Consider the following 18,755-nt stretch of genomic DNA (forward strand, 5'->3'; position numbering starts at 1 on the left):
ACTTCATCTGGTTCAACTGGACGCACCCGAGAGCGTGGAAAATCGGCAAAACTGGCTTACCAAGGGCTCTGCTGCCCGTTTGCTGGGTGCGGACAACGCTTTCCACCCGAAACGGGGGGGTTCACCGACCACAATGACCGACCCAATCGATCGATCGACTGGAGACCAGGACTCGTCGTCAGAGGCAGACAGCGCCCGGTCTGCCGATTCCGACCAGGACACCGACGCCGATACGGAGACGCCCCCGACGAGCCCCCCTGATCTCGACGATGTCGTCTTGGACAATCTCGATACCGGGTCCGACGGCTCCGACGAGGCCTCCCGTGGACTGTTCGACGATCTCCTGGAGGGTGAACCGATATTCGAGAACAAGGAGGTCCTTCGCCCCTCCTACACTCCCCACAAGCTCCCCCATCGGGAAGAGCAGATCAACAACATGGCGACGATCCTGGTCACGGCACTCCGTGGGGATACGCCGTCGAACATCCTCATCTACGGGAAGACCGGGACGGGAAAGACCGCCAGCGCGAAGTTCGTCAGCGAGGAACTGGAGACGACCTCCCAGAAGTACGAGGTCCCCTGTGAGGTCGAGTACATCAACTGTGAGGTGACTGACACACAGTACCGGGTACTGGCTCAGTTGGCGAACAAGTTCATCGACAAGAACACCGAGGTGATCGACGACCGGGTCGCGGAACTCGACGACTTGCGCTCGCGTGCCCGCGAAGACGAAACAGCACTCGACGGGACGGAGTTCACCGGTGTCGAGGGGATCGACGAGCGGATCGAGTCCTTAGAGGAAGACAAAGCGGGATTCGAGGAGGTCCCTATGACCGGGTGGCCGACCGACCGCGTCTACAGTTCGTTTTTCGACGCCGTTGACTACCACGAACGCGTCGTGGTCATCATGCTCGACGAGATCGACAAACTCGTCGAGAAATCCGGCGACGATACGCTCTACAATCTCTCGCGGATGAACTCGGAACTGGAGAACTCCCGGGTGTCGATCATGGGGATCTCGAACGATCTGAAGTTCACCGACTTCCTCGACCCCCGTGTCAAGTCCAGCCTCGGCGAGGAGGAGATCGTCTTCCCACCGTACGACGCGAACCAGCTTCGGGACATCCTCCAGGCCCGCTCGGACGTCGCGTTCAAGGGCGACGCGCTCTCGGACGACGTCATCCCGCTGTGTGCGGCCTTCGCCGCTCAGGAGCACGGCGACGCCCGGCGTGCGCTGGATCTCCTCCGGACCGCCGGCGAACTCGCCGAACGTGGGCAGACCGACCAGGTCGAGGAGGCCCACGTCCGCCAGGCCCAGGAGAAGATCGAACTCGACCGCGTGGTCGAGGTGGTCCGGACGCTGCCGACCCAGTCGAAGATCGTCCTCTTTGCGATCATCCTCCTGGAGAAAAACGGGGTCCACAGCATCAACACCGGCGAGGTGTTCAACATCTACAAGAACCTCTGTGAGGAGATCGACGCCGACGTGTTGACACAGCGGCGGGTGACTGACCTCATCTCGGAACTCGACATGCTCGGGATCGTCAACGCGGTCGTCGTCTCGAAGGGGCGGTACGGGCGGACCAAGGAGATCTCGGTGTCGGTTCCGACTGAGGAGACAGAAGCCGTGTTGCTGTCGGACTCGCGACTGGGTGATATCGAAGACGTCCAGCCGTTCGTCCAGGCCAGGTTCGACAACTGACCGCTACGTCAGCGCGACGGCTCTACCGGCCTGGTTCCACCGGAGACGGATCTCCCCCAACAGCGGGATACGCATCTCGGCGGTGCCGACGACCCACTCGGGGCGAACGACGCCGCTGATCCCGCTGACCTGATCGTAGGCACCGTTCGTCCGCTCGTTGTCGCCTTTCGTGATGAAGCCGGCGTGGGGGGCGGGGCAGTTCCGGAGTTCCCGGCAGTTGTCCGCGGTCCCGACGGCGTCCTCGTCGGCACGGTCGTACCAGTTCTCGTCGGCCTCGACCCACAACCGTGCGCGGTGGATCACCGGCGTCCGGCGTTCGTTACCGTTGGGCTCGTAGACGATGACGTCGCCGCTTCCGGAAAAGCGGGTGTAGCCCTCGGCCTGCTGGGCGGTGACGACGCCGTTTGTCGCCTGTTCGCCGGCGAACCGCTGTTCTGACATCACGAACACCATATCGCTCTGTTGGATGTTCGGGTCCATGCTGGAGGATTCGACGGCGACCAGCGGGGGCCAGACGCCACTGATCGCGAACAACAGCGCACCGACGAGCAGGACGCTGCCCACGCTACTGAGGATATCCAGGACGTAGGCGATCCGTTCGGGGTCGTCGGTGTCTGCCGACACGGGGTGGCTGTCGGTGCCGTCCATCGAGTTGCGGCTTTACACAGACGGGCTATCAACTTTCCGCTGTGCGGTTTCCGCTCCGAGTGACCCGAGACTCACTCGCCCGCGTTCGACCTGAGGCTCACCCAGCCGAGTTTCGGGACCCGCGTTTCAGCGGTGCCGATGACCCACTCCGGGCGGACCGGTTCGCTGATCGCACGCTGCCCCAGTTGATCGTACCCGCCGTTGTAGTCCCCTTTCGTGATGAAGCCGGCGTGGGGAGCCGGACAGTACCGGAGGTCCGCACAGCTGTCGGCAGTCCCGAGGTCGTCCTCGTCGGCGCGGTCGTACCAGTTCTCGCCGGCGTCGACCCACAGCATCGCCCGGTGGATGACGGGGGTTCGGCGCTCGTTGCCGTTGGGCTCGTAGACGATGACGTCACCGCCGCGCCCGAAGCGGTCGTATCCGGTGTTGGCTCCCGTCGCCGCCGTGACGACGCCGTGGCTCGCGTTCTCGGTGGGGAACCGATCCTCCGCCATGACGAACACCATGTCCCCGGTCTCGATGTTGGGTTCCATACTGGGGCTCTCGATGGCGACCAGCGGCGGCCAGAGCCCACTGACCGCAAACAGGAAGAGTCCGACCATAACGACGGCAGTGACGCTACTGAGGATGTCACGCAGGTAGCGCCGGGATCGTGAGCCGGCAGGGGCGGCGGTCCCGTCGTCAGCTCCCATTCGTGGGGTGTTCTCGGTACCGAGCGATCAATACTGTGTCGGGTCCGGCAGCCTTTTGCTCTCGGACACGGAGTGTCGACCGTGCCTCTGGAGACGCCGGCACGCATCGTCAGCGAACTCGCCAGCCGCGGCTACAACGCCGAGCGCGAAGCGATCACCCGGATCGCCGACACGGCCGACCCACAGGCGACCCTCGATCGCGCACTGGAAACGATGCCGTCGGACGCGTTGAAACTCACTGCCGACCACGTCGACCAGGTCCGAACCGACGAACAGCCCGCCGATAGCCGGGGAAGCCCGGGGCCGGCTGGTGGCGGTGTCGACGACCCCTCCGTTTCGACTGGAAACGACCCGCCGAAATCGACTGACGTGGGGGGACAGTCTCCACCTGAAACAAGGGGGTCTCGCGACGTCGATCCCACGCTCCGTGCGATCGAGGTCGCCAACGACATGACCGGCCACTCGACGGGGACCGGGGAGTACCAGGACTTCGTGAAGGTGTTCCGGGACCGCTACGAGAAACTCTCCGCGCACCTGCGTGGCCGAGTCAACCACCGACCGACCGACGCCATCGAGCGGATGGGCGGGGGAAGCGAGGCCGCGCTCGTCGGGATGGTCTCGGACATCCGGACGACCGCGAGCGGCCACTGGCTCGTCGAACTGGAAGACACCAACGGGACCTTCCCCTGTCTGGTGATGAAAGACCGGCCGATCGCCGATCTCGTCCAGCAACTCCTCTTCGACGAGGTCATCGCCGTCGAGGGGACTCTGGCCGACGACGGTGGCATCCTCTTCGTCGACTCGCTGTACTTCCCGGATATCCCACGAACCCACAGCCCGTCGACGGCGGACCGGCACGTCCAAGCGGCGCTGATCTCGGACGTCCACGTCGGGAGCCAGGAGTTCATGGCCGACGCCTGGCACCGGTTTACCGACTGGCTCCACACCCCCGAGGCCGAACACGTCGAGTACCTGCTGATCGCCGGCGACATGGTCGAGGGGGTCGGTGTCTACCCAGACCAGGACGAGGAACTGGACATCGTCGACGTCTACGAGCAGTACGAGCGGTTCTCGGAGTACCTCACGGAGGTGCCGGGCGACATGGAGATCCGAATGATCCCGGGCAACCACGACGCGGTCCGGTTGGCCGAACCACAGCCGGGCTTCGACGAGGAGCTCCGGGAGATCATGACCGCCCACGACGCCCAGGTCCACTCGAACCCGGCGCTGGTGACGGTGGAGGGCGTCACCATCCTGATGTACCACGGCGTCTCTCTAGACGAGGTCATCGCCGAACTCCCCGACGAGGAAGCCAGTTACGACGAGCCACACAAGGCGATGTACCAGCTCTTGAAGAAACGTCACGTCGCCCCCCAGTACGGCGGTCACACCCGTCTGGCGCCGGAAGACCGGGACTATCTGGTCATGGAGGAGGTTCCCGACGTGTTCCACACCGGCCACGTCCACAAGCTGGGCTGGGGGAAGTACCACAACGTCCTGGCGTTGAACTCCGGGTGTTGGCAGGCCCAGACCGACTTCCAGAAGTCCGTCAACATCGACCCCGACGCCGGTTTCGCGCCGATCCTGGATCTGGATACGCTGGAGATGACTGTCCGGAAGTTCGCGTGATCGACCGCCTGGGGGAAACGTTGTTACTGTCCGGACCTACAGTGATCTATGGGCCGGGACATCCGTCTGCTCTTGGTCGACGACGACGCCGAGTTCCGCCACGCGGCGACCGAGTCCTTAGAATCCGCGAACGATCGGCTCCGCGTCGACACGGCGTCGAGCCCCGACGACGCGCGCTCCCGGCTTCGAGACGAAGCGTACGACTGTGTCGTCTCCGGGCACGCCGCTCCCGGGACCGACGGGCTCGCCTTCCTCGAGGACCTCCGGGCACGAGACCCCGACCTGCCGTTCGTCCTGCTCGTCGACAGAGACGATGAATCGCTCCGGGAAGAGGCGGTCTCGGCGGGGGTCACCGACTACTACCGGAGAGACCACGTGCGGTCGACGTGGGGACTGTTGGCCGACCGGATCGACGACGCGGTGACGGCCCGCGAGGCGACCACGGCGGTCTCCCAGCAGCGACACCGCCTCGAACAGATCCTCAAGACCGTCCCCAGCTGCGTCGTCCAGCTCGATTCGGATGGCCGGTTCGTCTTCGCGAACCAGCGAGCAGAACAGGTGCTGGGCCTCGAACGCGAGGCGGTGACCGACCGGACCTACAACGACCCGGAGTGGCGGATCCGCGACCTCGAGGGAGACGAGATCCCCGACGAGAAGCTCCCGTTCCGACGGGTCGTCGACACCGGGGAACCGATCTTCGACTTCGTCCACAAGATCCAGTGGCCCGAGGGAGACGAACGGGTCCTGTCGGTCAGCGGCGCGCCGCTGTTCGACGGGGAGTCGGTCGACAGCGTCGTGTTCTCGCTCACCGACATCACCGACCGCCGCTACCGGGAAGACCGTCTGATACGGCTACACGAGGCCTCCCGAGACCTCTACGACGCCGACACGACCGAGGAAATCGCCGATATCACCAGCCAGGCGGCCGCGGAGATACTCGATTTCGAACTCAACGGCGTCCACCTCTACGACGAGGAGGCCGGCGGCCTCGCGCCCGTCGCGGTCTCGGAACGGACCGAGCAGGTCGCGGACTCGCTCGTGACCTTCGACCAGGGCATCGCCTGGGAGGTCTACGAGAGCGGGACGGTCCGTAGCTACGCGGACATCAGGGAGGCCCCGGAACTCTACGATCCCGAGACCGACATGCGAAGCGGGCTGTACTTCCCGCTTGGCCGGCACGGAGTCCTCCTGGCGAACTCGAAGCAGCCCGACGACTTCGGGGAGACGGACCTCTGGCTGGGCCGGTTGCTCGCGGCCAACGCGACGACCGCGTTCGACCGAATCGAGCGGGAGTCGCTCCTGCGGTCCCGGACCAACGCGCTCGCGGCACAGAACCGGCGACTCGACGAGTTCGCGAGCGTCGTCGCCCACGACCTCCGGAGCCCGCTGCATAAGGCCGACAGCCTGCTGGAACTGTGGCGACAGACCGGCGACGAGAGCCACGTCGACGAGGCCTCGGACACACTTTCGAAGATGGAGACGCTCATCGACGATCTGCTCTCGTTCGCCCGGCAGGACACGACCGAACGGAAGACCGAGCCCGTGTCGGTACGCGAGGCCGCCGAACGGACCTGGAAGACCCTCTCGGCGGACGCCGCGACCCTCTCGATCGACGGTGACAGGCAGATCGTCGCCGCCCCCTCGCGGCTGAACCGGATCCTCGCGAACCTGTTCGACAACAGCGTCCGACACGGCGGCGAGGGGGTCACGATCACCGTCGGGTTCCTCGAGGACGGCTTCTACGTCGCCGACGACGGCCCTGGCATCCCACCGGACGAGCGAACGGCGGTCTTCGAGACTGGCTACTCGTCGACCGACGACGGGACCGGATTCGGACTGGCGATCGTCCGTCGCGCGGTCGACGCACACGACTGGGAGGTCACGATCACCGAGAGCGACGCCGGCGGCTCGCGGTTCGAGATCACCGGCGTCGAGTCCGCGGAGTGACCGGATCGGCGGTCCCACGCCGGAACCGGCGTTCCGACGGCGAACGGGTTCGGTCGGCCCCGGAAGATTCGCCGGTATCTCGGAGCAGTGGCCGGGGTAACCGGAGGAATCGGGGTTTAAGTCGCCTCCACGTGAGTAGCCGGCCGTATGAGCGACGATGAGACCGAGCGCGGATTCGAGACCGACGCGTTACACGTCGGCCAGGAGGAACCGGACGCGGAGACCCGATCCCGGGCACCGCCGCTGTACCAGACGACGTCGTACGTCTTCGAGGACGCCGAGGACGCGGCACAGCAGTTCGCTCTGGAGAAGCCCGGCCACATCTACTCCCGGCTGATGAACCCCACCGTCGGGATGCTTCAGGAACGACTCGCGAAACTCGAAGGGGGCGTCGGTGCCGTCGCGACCGCCTCCGGAATGGCGTCGCTGAACCTCGCGACCTTCCTGCTAGCCGACGTCGGCGACAACGTGGTCACCGCCTCCTCGCTGTACGGCGGGACCTACACCTACTACACCCACACGGCGCCGCGCAACGGCGTCGAGACCCGGTTCGTCGACACGCTCGATTACGACGCCTACGCCGAGGCAATCGACGAGGACACCGCCTACGTCCACTGTGAGACGATCGGCAACCCGGCGCTTGTCACGCCGGACTTCGAGCGACTGGCCGAGATCGCCCACGACCACGGTGTCCCCTTCTTCGTCGACAACACGTTCGCGACGCCGTACCTCTGCAACCCGCTCGACCACGGCGCGGACCTGGTCTGGAACTCCACGACGAAGTGGATCCACGGCCACGGTACCACCGTCGGCGGGGTTCTGGTCGACGGTGGCTCGTTCCCCTGGGACGAACACGCCGAGAAGTTCCCCGAGGTCGCCGGTGACAACCCCGCGTACCACGGCGTCAACTTCCGGGAGCGCTTCGGCGAGGCCGCGTTCACCTACGCCGCTATCGCTCGTGGCCTGCGTGATCTGGGCTGCCAGCAGTCCCCCTTCGACGCCTGGCAGACGATGCAGGGCTTGGAGACGCTGCCGGCGCGGATGGATCGGCACTGTGAGAACGCGATGGCGGTCGCGGAGTTCCTCGAGGACCACCCCGAGGTCTCCTGGGTCACCTACCCCGGACTCGACGCCCACGAGACCCACGATCTCGCGTCGAAGTATCTCGACGGCGGCTACGGCGGCATGATCACGTTCGGGCTCGACGCCGGCTACGAGGCCGCCCGGACGACCGTCGAGTCCACCGAGATCGCCAGCCTGCTCGCGAACGTCGGCGACGCGAAGACGCTGATCATCCACCCGGCGTCGACGACCCACCAGCAACTCACCGACGAGGAGAAAGCCGCCGCGGGCGTCACCGACGACATGGTCCGGCTCTCCGTCGGGACCGAGTCCGTCGGGGACATCAAAGCGGATCTCGATCAGGCCATCGGGCAGGCGACCCGCTGAGCTACAGCGCCGCCGACCCGATCCACACCAGCGGGACCAACACCAGCAGATACGCCGCCGCCGACAGCGCCCAGTCCCGGCCGATCGCGCTCACGCGCTGGCGTGCCAGCCCCGGTCGGGGCAACACGACGCCGACGAAAAACGCCACCATCAGCCCGAACAACAGCAGAGTCGTCAGGAGGTAGCTCGCCGCCGAGACGCCGCCGAGCAGTCCCTCGACCAGAAACAGGAGCGTCACGAACAGCGGACCGGTCGCGCCGCCGGCGACGTAGTGGACGGCTGAGGCCAGCCGTCCCGGGGCGGTGTCGGGTGCCTGCTCGGTGAGCACGCCCGCCGCGACCGTCGGCGGCGTCTCACCCTCGGGGAGCCGCGCCATCGCGACGTCCATCCCCAGGGTCGCGACCACCCCCGCGACCACACCGAGCACGATCCTGAGCGCGACACCGATCGACGCTGCGGGCTCGACCACCATACGCGGGGCTCGGGACTGCGCGTACTTTTCGCTACCGGACCGACGGGGGCACGACACAGCAACTCCGGGACGCACTGATCGAAACATCCACTATTTAGGCATCTATTTGTCCATATACTGTACTAGGTATGGGATAGCTGTACAAGACAAAGAAATATGTGGGGAGAGTGCCAACAATTGCACTGTCGGCTGGCGAGGGGCCGCCAGCGACGGAGTCAGCCATGTCCATCATCCACCGCATCACGAACACCGTCCGCAGCAAGAGTCGAACTCACGTCTGCCGGTTCTGTCGCCTGTCGTTCGAGAAACAGCGAACGAACTGCCCGGCCTGTGGCTGTAACACGATCGAGCCCGACCGCTGAGTCCGACGAGTTACAGGATTCCCTCGGCTTCCAGTAGCTCCTGAAGCTGTGCCATCGTCGAGACGACCTCGTCACACGCCGGTTCGACGGCCGGCTTCGGCTCGAAGCCGATCGCGAGCCCCGCCACTTCCAGCATCGGCAGGTCGTTGGCACCGTCGCCGACCGCGACGGTCGCCGAGCGGTCCTCGCCCAGGATCGCCGTCGCGACCTCCATGGCGTCGTCTTTGGTCCCTTCGATGAGCGGCCCCTCGACAGCGCCGGTGAGTTTCCCGTCGGCGACGGGCAGGCGGTTGGCGACGATGGCGTCGACCTCGACGCCTTCCCGGTCCAGGGCGGCCTGGACACCGCGCTCGAAGCCGCCGGTGAGGATGACCACGTGGACGCCGGCCGCTCGCAGCGCTGCGATGACGTCGGCCGCGCCGGGACGGAGTTCGACCTGGTCGAACGCCGCTCGGGCCTGTTCGTCGGGTAGATCCTCCAGCAACGCACACCGTTGGCGGAGACTCTCCGCGTACCCGATCTCGTCGTTCATCGCCCGCTCGGTGATCGCCTCCATATCGGCGGCGGTACCGTTCTGGTTACCCAGTAGGACCGTCATCTCGGAATCCGAGAGCGTCCCGTCGAAGTCGAACGCGACTAACATTACCCGCCCGTTTCGCGTGCAGGGTTTCAAAGGACCCGGTTTCCGATCGGGCTCACCGGCTGTTTGGGACCGGCCTTTTCCGCCTCCCGTTCCTCCCGTCACCTATGAAGCACGTCTCCGCGGACGAAATCGAGCCGCAGTCGATGGGTGCCGATATCGACCGACGAGCGCTCGCCGAACCGCTGGGCGCGACGGATGTCGCGATCAACCGTTACGTCCTCGACCCGGGCGAGGCCTTCTCGGGTGGACTCCACGCACACCTCGATCAGGAGGAACTGTTCTACGTCATCGAGGGGACGGCCACCTTCGAGTACCGGACCGACCCCGCCGGCGAGAGCGAGACGGTCACCGTCGGGCCGGACGAAGGGGTCCGGTTCGCGCCCGGCGACTACCAGCAGGGGCGCAACGAGAGCGACGAGCGGGTCGTCGCGCTGGCGCTCGGCGCACCCAAAACGACCACCGAGAGCCGGGTCGTACAGCCCTGTCCCGACTGTGACAGCGACGTCCTCTCGCTCGAACCGGCCGAGGACGGGTTCCTGCTCGTCTGTCCGGACTGCGGGACCGAACTGGAACCCGATCTCTAACGGCGCCCGGCCACCTCTGTGTCGAAGCGGTCGAGGAACCGCTCGACGAAGGCCCGACGGTCCTCGGCGAGTTCCCGGCCGGCGTCGGTGTACATCCGCTCGGGCAGATCCAGGATCTTCGTGTGGATGTGGTTGTACTGACTCTGCCCCGCGGCCGTCGGATCTTCCGCCGGCGGCGTCGACGGGTCGTGGATCGGCTCACCCAGTTCGCCGCCGTAGGTGAAACAACGAGCGATCCCGACCGCACCGAGGGCGTCCAGGTTGTCGGCGTCACAGAGGATCTGGGCCTCGCGGCTCGCCGGCTCGGTATCGTTGGAGTAGCGGTGTGCCCGGATGGCCTGGGTCACGGTCTCGATCCGTCCGTCGGCGATCCCGTGCTCGGCCAGCACCCGCTCGGCCTCCCGAGCACCCCACGTCGCGTGATCGTCGATCTCGCCGGCGTCCTCTCTCGCACGACCGATATCGTGGAACCACACCGCGAGTTCGACCGTCCGCTCGTCGGCGGCGTACTCGGCGGTCAGGCGCTCGGTCAGCGCCTCGACACGCTGGACGTGGTGCCAGTCGTGGGCGGGGCTCATCGAGTCCGCGAAGTACGATCGCGCGACCGCACGGAGGGAGTCGTCTGGCATCAGCAGTCTCTCGCAGGCACACGGCAAAGGCGTGGTGGTCGGGTTCGGACGACGCTGGGAGATAGAGGTGATCGGGTCCCTCCTCGCCGATCAGACGAGTACGCCCGCCGGAACCGCAAGCAACAGGAACAGCGCGAACGCGTAGATCGCGTCGATCCACAAGAACTCCAGCGCGTTGAACAGCATCGACACGCCGACGAGCGGGTAACCGACGAAACGCAGGAGACTCCCTGTCTCTTTGGATCGCTCCCACAGCGCCGTGGTCGGCTCCCGGTTCGGGAACGCGTGGGCCGAGATCGCGAAGCCGGGGTAAAAGCCGGCCCACCACGCTAATCCGCCAGTCCCCTCCACCACGCCGGCGAGCCCGAGAGTGACGAACGCGGCAAACAGGACCAGCCCGACGACGGTCGTCACGACGAACGGGCCGACGACGACGCCGAACAGGTCCCGATACTGCTCGACAGCCGCGTGGTTCGTGAAATACTCGACTCGCTCGTCCGGCCCCGGCTCCTCGCCATCGTCGAGAACCCGTGATACCTTCGCCATCGCCTCCTGTGTCCGTTCGATCTCGTCGAGATCGACGTTCTCGTCGACCGCCAGTCGGGCCGACGGGACGCCGTACTTCTGATCGAATACGTCCTGGATAACGCCGTTGACGAACATCCCCGGGAACGTCACGATGTTGAACAACAGTCCGATGAGTCCGAAGACCATCTTATTTGTGGCTTTGAAAGACAATATAAAAGAATACCGATAACAGAATTATCGAAAACTCCTTCGAGGAATACGTGGAGAGTGACTCCTTCCGATCGATTCCGATATTCGAATCCAAGAACTGTATTATCAGCAACTGTTTTCTACGATACCGCTCTCAACACACCGTGAGGAACCACCCTGCTGTCCGGTACGGCTCCAGCCCCGACAGATACGGCTTCGACAGTGGCCCGCCGCAGGCGTCGGCATCCACCTTTCTGCCGTGTGGATCGGCTCGTTCGCGGGACTCACTTCACCGACAGATTGTGCAAAAACGCGGGAGAAAGCGCGGTTTCGCTGTGCTCGACCCCGTACTCAGGGCTTGGGTGGTGGCCCGTCGTAGGCGTCCCTGTCCTGATAGAAGTTCAGCATCGCGAACTTCAGTTTCTCGGGGTCGATGTCGACCATCTCCCGGCGCTCCTCCGGGGGGAACGTGCCCCGGACGGCGTAGTCGTGCATCTCCATCTCTGCGGCCTCGGTGTAGCGCTTGTCCAGGAGGATACGCGCCCCGAAGTCCTCTGGCGAGCGGACGACCCGGCCCAGGGCTTGTCGGGTCTTCCGGACGGTCGGAATCTCGACGGCGTACCGCCAGCCCGCCTCGTCAGCCGAGGGGGTGTCGTCCTCGCCGTCGGCGAACGCGGTTCCGTAGGCGTCCTGGACGGCCTCCATCCGGTCGTCGAGGTGGGGATAGGGGACGCCGACGACGACGACGGTCCGGGCGTCGTCGCCGTCGTAGCTGACCCCCTCGCCGAGGGTCCCCCACAGCGAGGTAAAGAGGACGCCGTCGTCGCCGTCGACGAACGCCTCACGGAGGTCACGGGCCTGTGTGCCGGGTTCGTCCAGATAGCGGGTCCCGCTGACCGCGACCATCTCGTAGTAGCGCCGGGCCTCGCTGTAGGACGGACAGAACACGAGCGTGTTGCCCGGCGTGAACCGGATCACGTCTTCGAGCGTCCGGGCGACCGTCTGCTGTGTCTGTGGGTCGTCGCGCTCGCTGGCAAACAGCGCCGGTCCGTCGACGGCGTAGGTTCGCCGGCGCTCCTCGGGGAACTGCGCGCCGTAGGCCATCGTCACCGGGTCGTCCAGGCCGACGACGTCCTCGGTCACGTCGAAGGGGCGCAACGTGGCGCTCATCAGCACCGACGCGTGCAGTTCCGCGAACAGGTCCCGGGTCACCTCCTCGGGGATACAGGTGTACAGTTCCGCCCGCCCGTACACCTCGTCGGTGCTCTCGTCCCGGCGGACGCTGACGACGGGGTACTGGCCGGCCTCGTCGCTCTCGGAGAGCCACGCGTCGAGGAAGGCCGCCGCCTGGAGGGTCTGACACTCCTTGCGGGTGTCGAGTTTCCCCTCTTTGAACTCCTCCTCGTAGCGGGCATCCAGGTCCCGCCCCAGTTCTGTCGCCGCCGTCAGTTCCTCGTGGAAGCCGGGGCCGGTGTACCCCTGGAGGAAGGTCAGCGTCAGATCGTCGCGTTTCTCGTCGTTGGCGACGGTGATGTCCTCCCAGTGGTCGTCGACCCGTTCGCGCTCACCGAAACCGAAGGAGTCCTCGTAGGTCTCGACCAACGCGTCCCGGAACGCCGCCAGGACGTTCTCGGCCGCGCCGGCCCGGTCGTCGTCGACCCCGTCGAGTTCGTCGACGGCCTGGTCGAGCGTGTTCTCGGTCAGCGTGCGACGGGCGTGATCGCGAGCGGCCGACTCGACGTTGTGGGCCTCGTCGAAGACGGCGATGATGTCCTCGGGATCGCGGCCGAGCCAGCGGAAGAACTGCTCGCGGATCGTCGGGTCCAGCAGGTGGTGGTAGTTACACACCACGAGGTCGACGCCGTCCATCCCCTCTTTCAGCAGTTCGTAGCCACACATCCCCCGCTCGTGGGCGTACTCGTAGACGTCGTCGGGTGTGCGCACGTCGTCGTAGAGCCAGGCGTAGAACGCCTCGGTGTCGACCGTGAGGTTCCGGTAGTAGTGGTCACACGTCGACCGCTCGGACTCCAGTTCCGCCAGGTCGTCCTGGAGCTGTCGGAGTTCGTCGACGACGGCGTCGCGTGCCTCCATCGCCTCGCTGCTGCCCTCCTGGCCGGCCTCCAGCAGTTCGCTCTCGCGCTGTTCGAGATCGGCGATGTCCTGTTCGGTCTCGACCAGATCGCGGGTCGTGTCCCGCAGGGCCTGACACTCCTCGTAGTCGACGTCGATGTGACACATCGACCCCTTCCCGCGGAAGACGACCGCTCGCAGGTCTTCCTCGTCGGTGATCGCCCGGGCGTCGGCCACGAACTGGCGCATCTGCTGGTGGACGTTCGTCGTGATGACGACGGTCTTGTTGGTCTCGCGGGCGTGTTCGAGCGCCGGGACCAGCGAGGCCAACGTCTTCCCGGTGCCACAGGCTCCCTCGAAGAGGACGTCCTGCCCGTCTTCGAAGGCCTCGGAGATGGTGGCCATCGCCTCCCGCTGGTGGTCGTAGGGCTCCTCGTAGGGGAAAAACCGGAGGTAGCCGTCGTCGGTCGTCGCCACGCTGGGTGATTGGCCGCTCTCGGGCAAAAGGGTTCGCCCCGGCAGCTACTTCCGCTGTGCTTCCGTTGCTCGTGGTATGTGGCGGCTCCTCGCAGTCGTCTGTTTGCTCCTGCTGGCGGGCTGTTCGGGGTTCCTCGCGACCGACGGTGATGCCTCGGACCGGGTCGTGACCCCCGCCCCTGTCCCGGAGACATCCACAGCCCAACCGGTCGCGATACCACGATCGAACGGCTCGGTCGACCTCGGACGTGTACTCGCCCGCCATCACGCCGCGCTGGAGGGCCGGAGCTTCCACCGCCAGGTGGTCCGTGAGGGGCCACAGAACACCAGGGATATCTGGGTCGACCGTGATGCCGATGTCGTTCGGGTTCGGCGAACATTCGGGCCAGTAGCCGACGACGCCGTCGTCGCCAACGGGACGGTGTATCGAACCGCTTCGGACGATCCGGACCGCGATTACGTCACGAGGCCCAGCGACGGCTCGGTCCCCTATGTCGGCACGCTCTCGGGTGTCTCACTGCTTCGGGCGGTTCTGACCGACTACGAGTACGAACTAGCCGGGACCGTCACCCGGAACGGCCGATCGCTCGCGGTACTGTCGACCGACGACACGGACGTCCCGATCACCGCCGGCGACCCGGACCAGACGGTCACGGTCCGCTCACGGGTGTACGTCGACAGGGCCGGGATCGTCAGATACGTCGAACACTACCAGCGGGACTCCGACGCGACGAACCTGACGGTTCGGATGCGTGTCACGACCGGCACCGACCGGGTCGTCGTTCCCTGGTGGCTCGACGACGTCGATCTCTACGACGGCTGATCGTCCGTCTCGGGCTCGATGTACACCTTCCGGACGCTCTCGTTTGCCTCCGACAGTTCCCGCTCGATCTCGGTGATCGCCCGATCTATCCCGTCGGTGTCGAGGTCGGGACCGAACGCCACGTCGGCCGACACCAGCAACCGGCCCGGTCCGAAGTAGACCGTTCGAAAGTCGATGATATCGGCTACGTCGTCGTTTGCCCGGATGATGTCTTCGAGCTTCTGCTCTTCGTCTCTGGGGAGACTCTCGCCCAACAGGAGCCGTTTGTTCTCCCAGGCCAGCGCCAGGGCAAAGCCCATCAGCATGATCCCGATCAACACCGCCGAGAGCTGATCGAAGAGCTCGTTGCCCGTCTGCTGGGTGAGAAAGAGTCCGACGAGCGCGATGACGATGCCGGTCAGCGCGATGGTGTCCTCGGTCAGTGCCGTCAGCGTCGTCACGTCGCTGGTCTTGCGGAACGCTTCCTTGTAACCGCTCCAGTCGTTCGCGTCGATCTGGCGTTGCATCTCCGCGCGGGCCTTCCACAGTGCCCACGTCTCGAAGGCGAACGCAGCCAGCAAGACGGTGTAGTTGACCCACAGCGGATCGAGCCACGCCGGTGGCGTGTACTGGATGAACAGGAAGTCGACGCTGCCCTGGGCGGCCTCGGAACCGTGGCCACCAGCCGCGATCTCGTTGTACCCGTGTTTCAGGCTCTCCCAGCCCGCGATCCCGAAGAGGAACACCGAGACGAGGAAGCTATAGAAGAACTGTGCCTTCCCGTAGCCGAAGGGGTGTCTCCGGTCGCGTTCGCGGCCGCTGTAACGGATTCCGATGAGCAGGAACACCTGGTTTCCCGTGTCGGAGATACTGTGATACGTCTCCGACAGCATCGCGGCGCTCCCGGTCAGGAGGAACCCGAAGAACTTCAGGACCGCGATGGCGCCGTTGGCGACGAGGGCGGCGAGGACGACTGATCTGCTTCCGGCCATTAGGTGTCTTCTCCAGCCCCGCACCCAAAGTGGTTCTGGATTTATAGCTGGCGCCCGTCGTCCCGGTATGCTCACCGCCATCTCTGATACGCACGGGACCGACGATCACCGACTGGACGGCGCGACCCTGAGAGCCGTCCAGTCGGCCGATCACGTGGTCCACGCGGGCGATTTCACGACCGAACGGGTCCTCGACGACGTCGAGCGCGTGGCACCCTCGCTCACGGCGGTCGTCGGGAACAACGACGGGGCCGCGATCAGGGAGCGTCTCCCCTCGGTCGGGATCTGTGCGTGGGCGGGCCTGACAGTGCTGGTCGTTCACGGACACGAACACACGGAGACGGGGCTCACGATGCTCGCGCGACAGGAGGGAGCCGACGTGGTGGTGGTCGGTCACTCACATCGGCCGGAGTTGCGGGCACGTGACGAACGGTTGCTCGTCAACCCCGGGAGTTACGCCGACCCGCGGCGGTACCGGGCAGCCCACGCCGAACTCGACGTGACTGCCGATGGCGTCCGAGCCCGTCTGTGCTCGCCCGACGGGGAGACGCTCGAATCGGTTCAGTGGGAGCAGTGACGACACGGGATCGTGCCGGTGGAATACCAGTGGTGGAGTGTTGGACTGGATTCCACGGGCCGGCGCACGTGGGTATATGACACACACGCTAAAGGAGCTACTGGAGAGTCAAAGACCCGTTTTACACACGGCGCTGGGAGTACCATAGGACCGTCACCGCGGCGAGAACAACCGCGCCGCCGGCGAAGAAGGCGATTCCCGGCGGGACCGCCGTCGCCGCCTCGGCGCCACCCTGTGTCGCCCCGTCGATAGCGCCGACCGCAGTGTCGGTGAACCCGCCGTCGGCGACGGTCCCGTTCTCGGCGTAGAGACTCGGCTGTGGATCGGTCGTGTCAGCGCTCCCACTGCGGACGGTCGGCCCGAACAGGGCCGAGAGTCCGTCCCCGAACACCTCCTGGACGAACGCGCTGGCGAGCCCGACGACGGCGAGTCCACCCAGCAGGTTCGAGAGCATCGAGCGCAACCCGGAGGTCTCCTGCTCGTCGCCGGCACAGATGACGAGCGGCTGGTTCGCGGGGGCGAACACGTCCATCTCGCGGCCCTTCTGTGAGTACGCGGTGTCGACCACCTCGACGGCACCGGCGTTTTCGAGTTTGTCGAGGTGGTACTGGGCGTTCTGGAGGGACGTGTCGACACGGTCCGCGAGCTCGCCCGGCGGGGCCGGCTCGCGGTTGAGCTCCGCGAGTAAGTTCCGGGCGGTCTCTGCCGAGAGTGCGGACAACACGTCGTCCGCGTCCTCGCTGTCCACGCCGATGACCCGAGGTTCGGCGTCGGGGGTTGCCGGGTCCCGAGAGGGAAGCAGCGACATACGATCACGTATGTTCTATCGGGTTATGAGTCTTTGCCAAGGTCAGACAGTCGTTGCACATATCGCTCAAATATGGATTTCACTCTCGAAAATCGGCCGTCTCGGGCCGTCTTCCGGCTGGTGGCGAAACATCTTTGATGCCGCGCTGACAACTGCGGATATGGTCGACGTCATCACGCTGGGAATCCTGGCTGCCGTGCTGCTGTTTTTCTTCTTCATGTATCTCATGCTCCGGCGGACCTTCCTCGGGTTCAAAGAGGGGTTCCAACAGAGCAAGGAGAAGTAGTGGCGAAAACTGTTTGTGGCCGTCGCTAACAGTAGCGATATGGACCCGCGTATCCGCGAACACGCAGACGTCATCGTCGACCACTCCATCGATCTGAGCGCCGGTGACGACATCGTCATCGACGCACACCCGGTCTCGGAGGACCTCGTCGTCGCGCTCCACGAAGCCGCCGCCGACCGCGGGGCGAACCCGCTGGTCGTCCAGGAACGACTCGGCGAACGGTTCCGTCGGGCGTATCTCCGGAACCGCGAGGAGTTCGAGACCCCGAGTCACGTCCAGGCGCTCTACGAGGAGATGGACGCCTACATCGCGATCCGCGGGAGCGCGAACGTCACCGAGACCAGCGACGTCGATCCCGAGGTGACAAGCGCCTACCAGCAGGCCCAGCAACCGCTGTTGAACGAGCGACTCTCGAAGACCTGGTGTCTCACCCAGTTCCCCGCCGCCGCCAACGCCCAACTGGCCCAGATGTCTACCGAAGGCTACGAGAACTTCGTCTGGGACGCCGTCCTGAAAGACTGGGACGCGGTCCGGGAACACCAGTCCCAGATGGTCGAGATCCTCGACCCCGCCCAGGAGGTCCGTATCGTCTCCGGCGAGACGACCGACGTGACGATGTCGGTCGCCGGCAACGAGACGCTCAACGACTACGGCGAGAAGAACCTCCCCGGCGGCGAGGTGTTCACCGCGCCGGTTCGGGACAGCGTCGAGGGGGAAGTGCTGTTCGACAAGCCGCTGTACCACCAGGGTCGGGAGGTCACCGGCGTCCGCCTTCGCTTCGAAGACGGCGAGGTTGTCTCCCACAGCGCCGAGAAGAACGAGGACCTGCTGACCGAAGTGCTCGATACCGACGAGGGCGCCCGCTATCTGGGCGAACTCGGTATCGGGATGAACCGCGACATCGACCGGTTCACCTACAACATGCTGTTCGACGAGAAGATGGGCGACACTGTCCACATGGCTATCGGGCGTGCCTACGAAGAGAACGTCGGCGAGGCAAACGAACAGAACGAGTCGGCCGTCCACGTCGACATGATCGTCGACATGAGCGAGGATTCATACATCGAGGTGGACGGAGAGGTGGTCCAGCGGAACGGGACCTTCGTTTTCGAGGACGGCTTCGAGGACTGAGAGCACCGAAAGACCTCGCCTCGGAACGGCGACCGGCGGGAGCAGCTGAGATAGGTTCGAGAGTCACTCTTTCTCCAGTCTCGCCGACGAAGTGTCGGATTCGGCGAGATCGTCCATGAGCGGAGGTCGCCGACGGGG

At 65.4% G+C, this 18,755-nt stretch carries 19 protein-coding genes; 10 read left to right on the plus strand and 9 right to left on the minus strand.

Annotation, left to right across the window (positions count from 1 at the left end; genetic code table 11):
• Window positions 1–133: 133 nt before the first annotated feature.
• Complete coding sequence (locus P0204_RS09830; protein WP_276178684.1) at window positions 134–1,702, plus strand: Cdc6/Cdc18 family protein; 1,569 nt, start codon at window positions 134–136, stop codon at window positions 1,700–1,702.
• A 3-nt stretch (window positions 1,703–1,705) separates the two neighbouring features.
• Here the strand turns inward: P0204_RS09830 and P0204_RS09835 are convergent, their stop codons facing one another.
• Window positions 1,706–2,350: a S26 family signal peptidase gene (locus P0204_RS09835; RefSeq protein ID WP_276178686.1), complete on the minus strand. Its 645-nt coding sequence runs from the start codon at window positions 2,348–2,350 to the stop codon at window positions 1,706–1,708.
• Between the two features lie 71 nt (window positions 2,351–2,421).
• Entirely contained in the window at window positions 2,422–3,042 is a 621-nt protein-coding gene (locus tag P0204_RS09840; RefSeq protein ID WP_276178688.1) for a S26 family signal peptidase, read from the minus strand.
• An 81-nt stretch (window positions 3,043–3,123) separates the two neighbouring features.
• Here P0204_RS09840 and P0204_RS09845 point away from each other — a divergent pair, with 81 nt between their 5' ends.
• The 3 genes from P0204_RS09845 to P0204_RS09855 all read left to right on the plus strand — a co-directional run bounded on the left by P0204_RS09845 (window position 3,124) and on the right by P0204_RS09855 (window position 8,067).
• Window positions 3,124–4,671: a DNA-directed DNA polymerase II small subunit gene (locus P0204_RS09845; protein ID WP_276178690.1), complete on the plus strand. Its 1,548-nt coding sequence runs from the start codon at window positions 3,124–3,126 to the stop codon at window positions 4,669–4,671.
• Window positions 4,672–4,719: 48 nt separating this feature from the next.
• Window positions 4,720–6,618 (plus strand): ATP-binding protein, encoded by a 1,899-nt coding sequence (locus P0204_RS09850; RefSeq protein WP_276178692.1) that lies wholly within the window; start codon window positions 4,720–4,722, stop codon window positions 6,616–6,618.
• Between the two features lie 147 nt (window positions 6,619–6,765).
• Entirely contained in the window at window positions 6,766–8,067 is a 1,302-nt protein-coding gene (locus P0204_RS09855) for an O-acetylhomoserine aminocarboxypropyltransferase/cysteine synthase family protein (RefSeq protein WP_276178694.1), read from the plus strand.
• Between the two features lies 1 nt (window position 8,068).
• Here P0204_RS09855 and P0204_RS09860 read toward each other — a convergent pair whose 3' ends face one another.
• Entirely contained in the window at window positions 8,069–8,539 is a 471-nt protein-coding gene (locus P0204_RS09860) for a hypothetical protein (RefSeq protein ID WP_276178696.1), read from the minus strand.
• Between the two features lie 221 nt (window positions 8,540–8,760).
• On the opposite strand from P0204_RS09860, the gene P0204_RS09865 reads away from it, so the two are divergent.
• The gene (locus P0204_RS09865) at window positions 8,761–8,901 is read left to right on the plus strand and encodes a hypothetical protein (protein WP_276178698.1); all 141 of its coding nucleotides are present in this window, start codon (window positions 8,761–8,763) and stop codon (window positions 8,899–8,901) included.
• Window positions 8,902–8,911: 10 nt separating this feature from the next.
• On the opposite strand, the gene serB is transcribed toward P0204_RS09865, so the two are convergent.
• A complete protein-coding gene (gene serB, locus P0204_RS09870) occupies window positions 8,912–9,544 on the minus strand; it encodes a phosphoserine phosphatase SerB (RefSeq protein ID WP_276178699.1) in 633 nt (210 codons plus the stop codon).
• A 104-nt stretch (window positions 9,545–9,648) separates the two neighbouring features.
• On the opposite strand from serB, the gene P0204_RS09875 reads away from it, so the two are divergent.
• Window positions 9,649–10,128, plus strand: a complete 480-nt coding sequence (locus P0204_RS09875; RefSeq protein WP_276178701.1) for a cupin domain-containing protein — start codon at window positions 9,649–9,651, stop codon at window positions 10,126–10,128.
• On the opposite strand, the gene P0204_RS09880 is transcribed toward P0204_RS09875, so the two are convergent.
• The 3 genes from P0204_RS09880 to P0204_RS09890 all read right to left on the minus strand — a co-directional run bounded on the left by P0204_RS09880 (window position 10,125) and on the right by P0204_RS09890 (window position 14,021).
• Window positions 10,125–10,757 carry an HD domain-containing protein gene (locus tag P0204_RS09880; protein ID WP_276178703.1) on the minus strand — a complete coding sequence of 211 codons (633 nt, stop codon included), beginning with the start codon at window positions 10,755–10,757 and terminating at the stop codon, window positions 10,125–10,127. The genes P0204_RS09875 and P0204_RS09880 overlap by 4 nt on opposite strands.
• A gap of 90 nt (window positions 10,758–10,847) precedes the next feature.
• On the minus strand, window positions 10,848–11,471 hold the full coding sequence (locus tag P0204_RS09885; protein ID WP_276178705.1) for a hypothetical protein: 624 nt from the start codon (window positions 11,469–11,471) through the stop codon (window positions 10,848–10,850).
• A gap of 354 nt (window positions 11,472–11,825) precedes the next feature.
• Window positions 11,826–14,021 (minus strand): ATP-dependent DNA helicase, encoded by a 2,196-nt coding sequence (locus tag P0204_RS09890; protein ID WP_276178707.1) that lies wholly within the window; start codon window positions 14,019–14,021, stop codon window positions 11,826–11,828.
• Between the two features lie 76 nt (window positions 14,022–14,097).
• Here P0204_RS09890 and P0204_RS09895 point away from each other — a divergent pair, with 76 nt between their 5' ends.
• Complete coding sequence (locus P0204_RS09895) at window positions 14,098–14,844, plus strand: hypothetical protein (RefSeq protein ID WP_276178709.1); 747 nt, start codon at window positions 14,098–14,100, stop codon at window positions 14,842–14,844.
• Here P0204_RS09895 and P0204_RS09900 read toward each other — a convergent pair.
• Entirely contained in the window at window positions 14,832–15,815 is a 984-nt protein-coding gene (locus tag P0204_RS09900; protein WP_276178711.1) for a cation diffusion facilitator family transporter, read from the minus strand. The genes P0204_RS09895 and P0204_RS09900 overlap by 13 nt on opposite strands.
• Before the next feature lie 67 nt (window positions 15,816–15,882).
• On the opposite strand from P0204_RS09900, the gene P0204_RS09905 reads away from it, so the two are divergent.
• Complete coding sequence (locus P0204_RS09905; protein ID WP_276178713.1) at window positions 15,883–16,392, plus strand: metallophosphoesterase; 510 nt, start codon at window positions 15,883–15,885, stop codon at window positions 16,390–16,392.
• Between the two features lie 121 nt (window positions 16,393–16,513).
• Here P0204_RS09905 and P0204_RS09910 read toward each other — a convergent pair whose 3' ends face one another.
• Window positions 16,514–17,200 carry an ArsR/SmtB family transcription factor gene (locus P0204_RS09910; protein ID WP_276178715.1) on the minus strand — a complete coding sequence of 229 codons (687 nt, stop codon included), beginning with the start codon at window positions 17,198–17,200 and terminating at the stop codon, window positions 16,514–16,516.
• A 160-nt stretch (window positions 17,201–17,360) separates the two neighbouring features.
• On the opposite strand from P0204_RS09910, the gene P0204_RS09915 reads away from it, so the two are divergent.
• Together P0204_RS09915 and P0204_RS09920 are read left to right on the plus strand one after the other, a co-directional pair.
• Window positions 17,361–17,486 carry a DUF7859 family protein gene (locus P0204_RS09915; protein WP_276178717.1) on the plus strand — a complete coding sequence of 42 codons (126 nt, stop codon included), beginning with the start codon at window positions 17,361–17,363 and terminating at the stop codon, window positions 17,484–17,486.
• Window positions 17,487–17,525: 39 nt separating this feature from the next.
• Complete coding sequence (locus P0204_RS09920) at window positions 17,526–18,617, plus strand: aminopeptidase (protein WP_276178719.1); 1,092 nt, start codon at window positions 17,526–17,528, stop codon at window positions 18,615–18,617.
• Window positions 18,618–18,755 lie beyond the last annotated feature (138 nt).

The sequence above is a fragment of the Haloarcula halophila genome, from assembly GCF_029278565.1.
Classification (GTDB): Archaea; Halobacteriota; Halobacteria; order Halobacteriales; family Haloarculaceae; genus Haloarcula; species Haloarcula halophila.

What these genes read in the sequence shown, in the direction of transcription:
- P0204_RS09855 (WP_276178694.1), top strand. Translation starts at nt 6,766, where the DNA reads ATGAGCGACGATGAGACCGAGCGCGGATTCGAGACCGACGCGTTACAC.
- P0204_RS09920 (WP_276178719.1), top strand. Translation starts at nt 17,526, where the DNA reads ATGGACCCGCGTATCCGCGAACACGCAGACGTCATCGTCGACCACTCC.
- P0204_RS09850 (WP_276178692.1), top strand. Translation starts at nt 4,720, where the DNA reads ATGGGCCGGGACATCCGTCTGCTCTTGGTCGACGACGACGCCGAGTTC.
- P0204_RS09865 (WP_276178698.1), top strand. Translation starts at nt 8,761, where the DNA reads ATGTCCATCATCCACCGCATCACGAACACCGTCCGCAGCAAGAGTCGA.
- P0204_RS09895 (WP_276178709.1), top strand. Translation starts at nt 14,098, where the DNA reads ATGTGGCGGCTCCTCGCAGTCGTCTGTTTGCTCCTGCTGGCGGGCTGT.
- P0204_RS09840 (WP_276178688.1), bottom strand. Translation starts at nt 3,042, where the DNA reads ATGGGAGCTGACGACGGGACCGCCGCCCCTGCCGGCTCACGATCCCGG.
- P0204_RS09880 (WP_276178703.1), bottom strand. Translation starts at nt 10,757, where the DNA reads ATGCCAGACGACTCCCTCCGTGCGGTCGCGCGATCGTACTTCGCGGAC.
- P0204_RS09835 (WP_276178686.1), bottom strand. Translation starts at nt 2,350, where the DNA reads ATGGACGGCACCGACAGCCACCCCGTGTCGGCAGACACCGACGACCCC.
- P0204_RS09905 (WP_276178713.1), top strand. Translation starts at nt 15,883, where the DNA reads ATGCTCACCGCCATCTCTGATACGCACGGGACCGACGATCACCGACTG.
- P0204_RS09885 (WP_276178705.1), bottom strand. Translation starts at nt 11,471, where the DNA reads ATGGTCTTCGGACTCATCGGACTGTTGTTCAACATCGTGACGTTCCCG.
- P0204_RS09875 (WP_276178701.1), top strand. Translation starts at nt 9,649, where the DNA reads ATGAAGCACGTCTCCGCGGACGAAATCGAGCCGCAGTCGATGGGTGCC.
- P0204_RS09900 (WP_276178711.1), bottom strand. Translation starts at nt 15,815, where the DNA reads ATGGCCGGAAGCAGATCAGTCGTCCTCGCCGCCCTCGTCGCCAACGGC.
- P0204_RS09915 (WP_276178717.1), top strand. Translation starts at nt 17,361, where the DNA reads ATGGTCGACGTCATCACGCTGGGAATCCTGGCTGCCGTGCTGCTGTTT.
- P0204_RS09830 (WP_276178684.1), top strand. Translation starts at nt 134, where the DNA reads ATGACCGACCCAATCGATCGATCGACTGGAGACCAGGACTCGTCGTCA.
- P0204_RS09910 (WP_276178715.1), bottom strand. Translation starts at nt 17,200, where the DNA reads ATGTCGCTGCTTCCCTCTCGGGACCCGGCAACCCCCGACGCCGAACCT.
- serB (WP_276178699.1), bottom strand. Translation starts at nt 9,544, where the DNA reads ATGTTAGTCGCGTTCGACTTCGACGGGACGCTCTCGGATTCCGAGATG.
- P0204_RS09860 (WP_276178696.1), bottom strand. Translation starts at nt 8,539, where the DNA reads ATGGTGGTCGAGCCCGCAGCGTCGATCGGTGTCGCGCTCAGGATCGTG.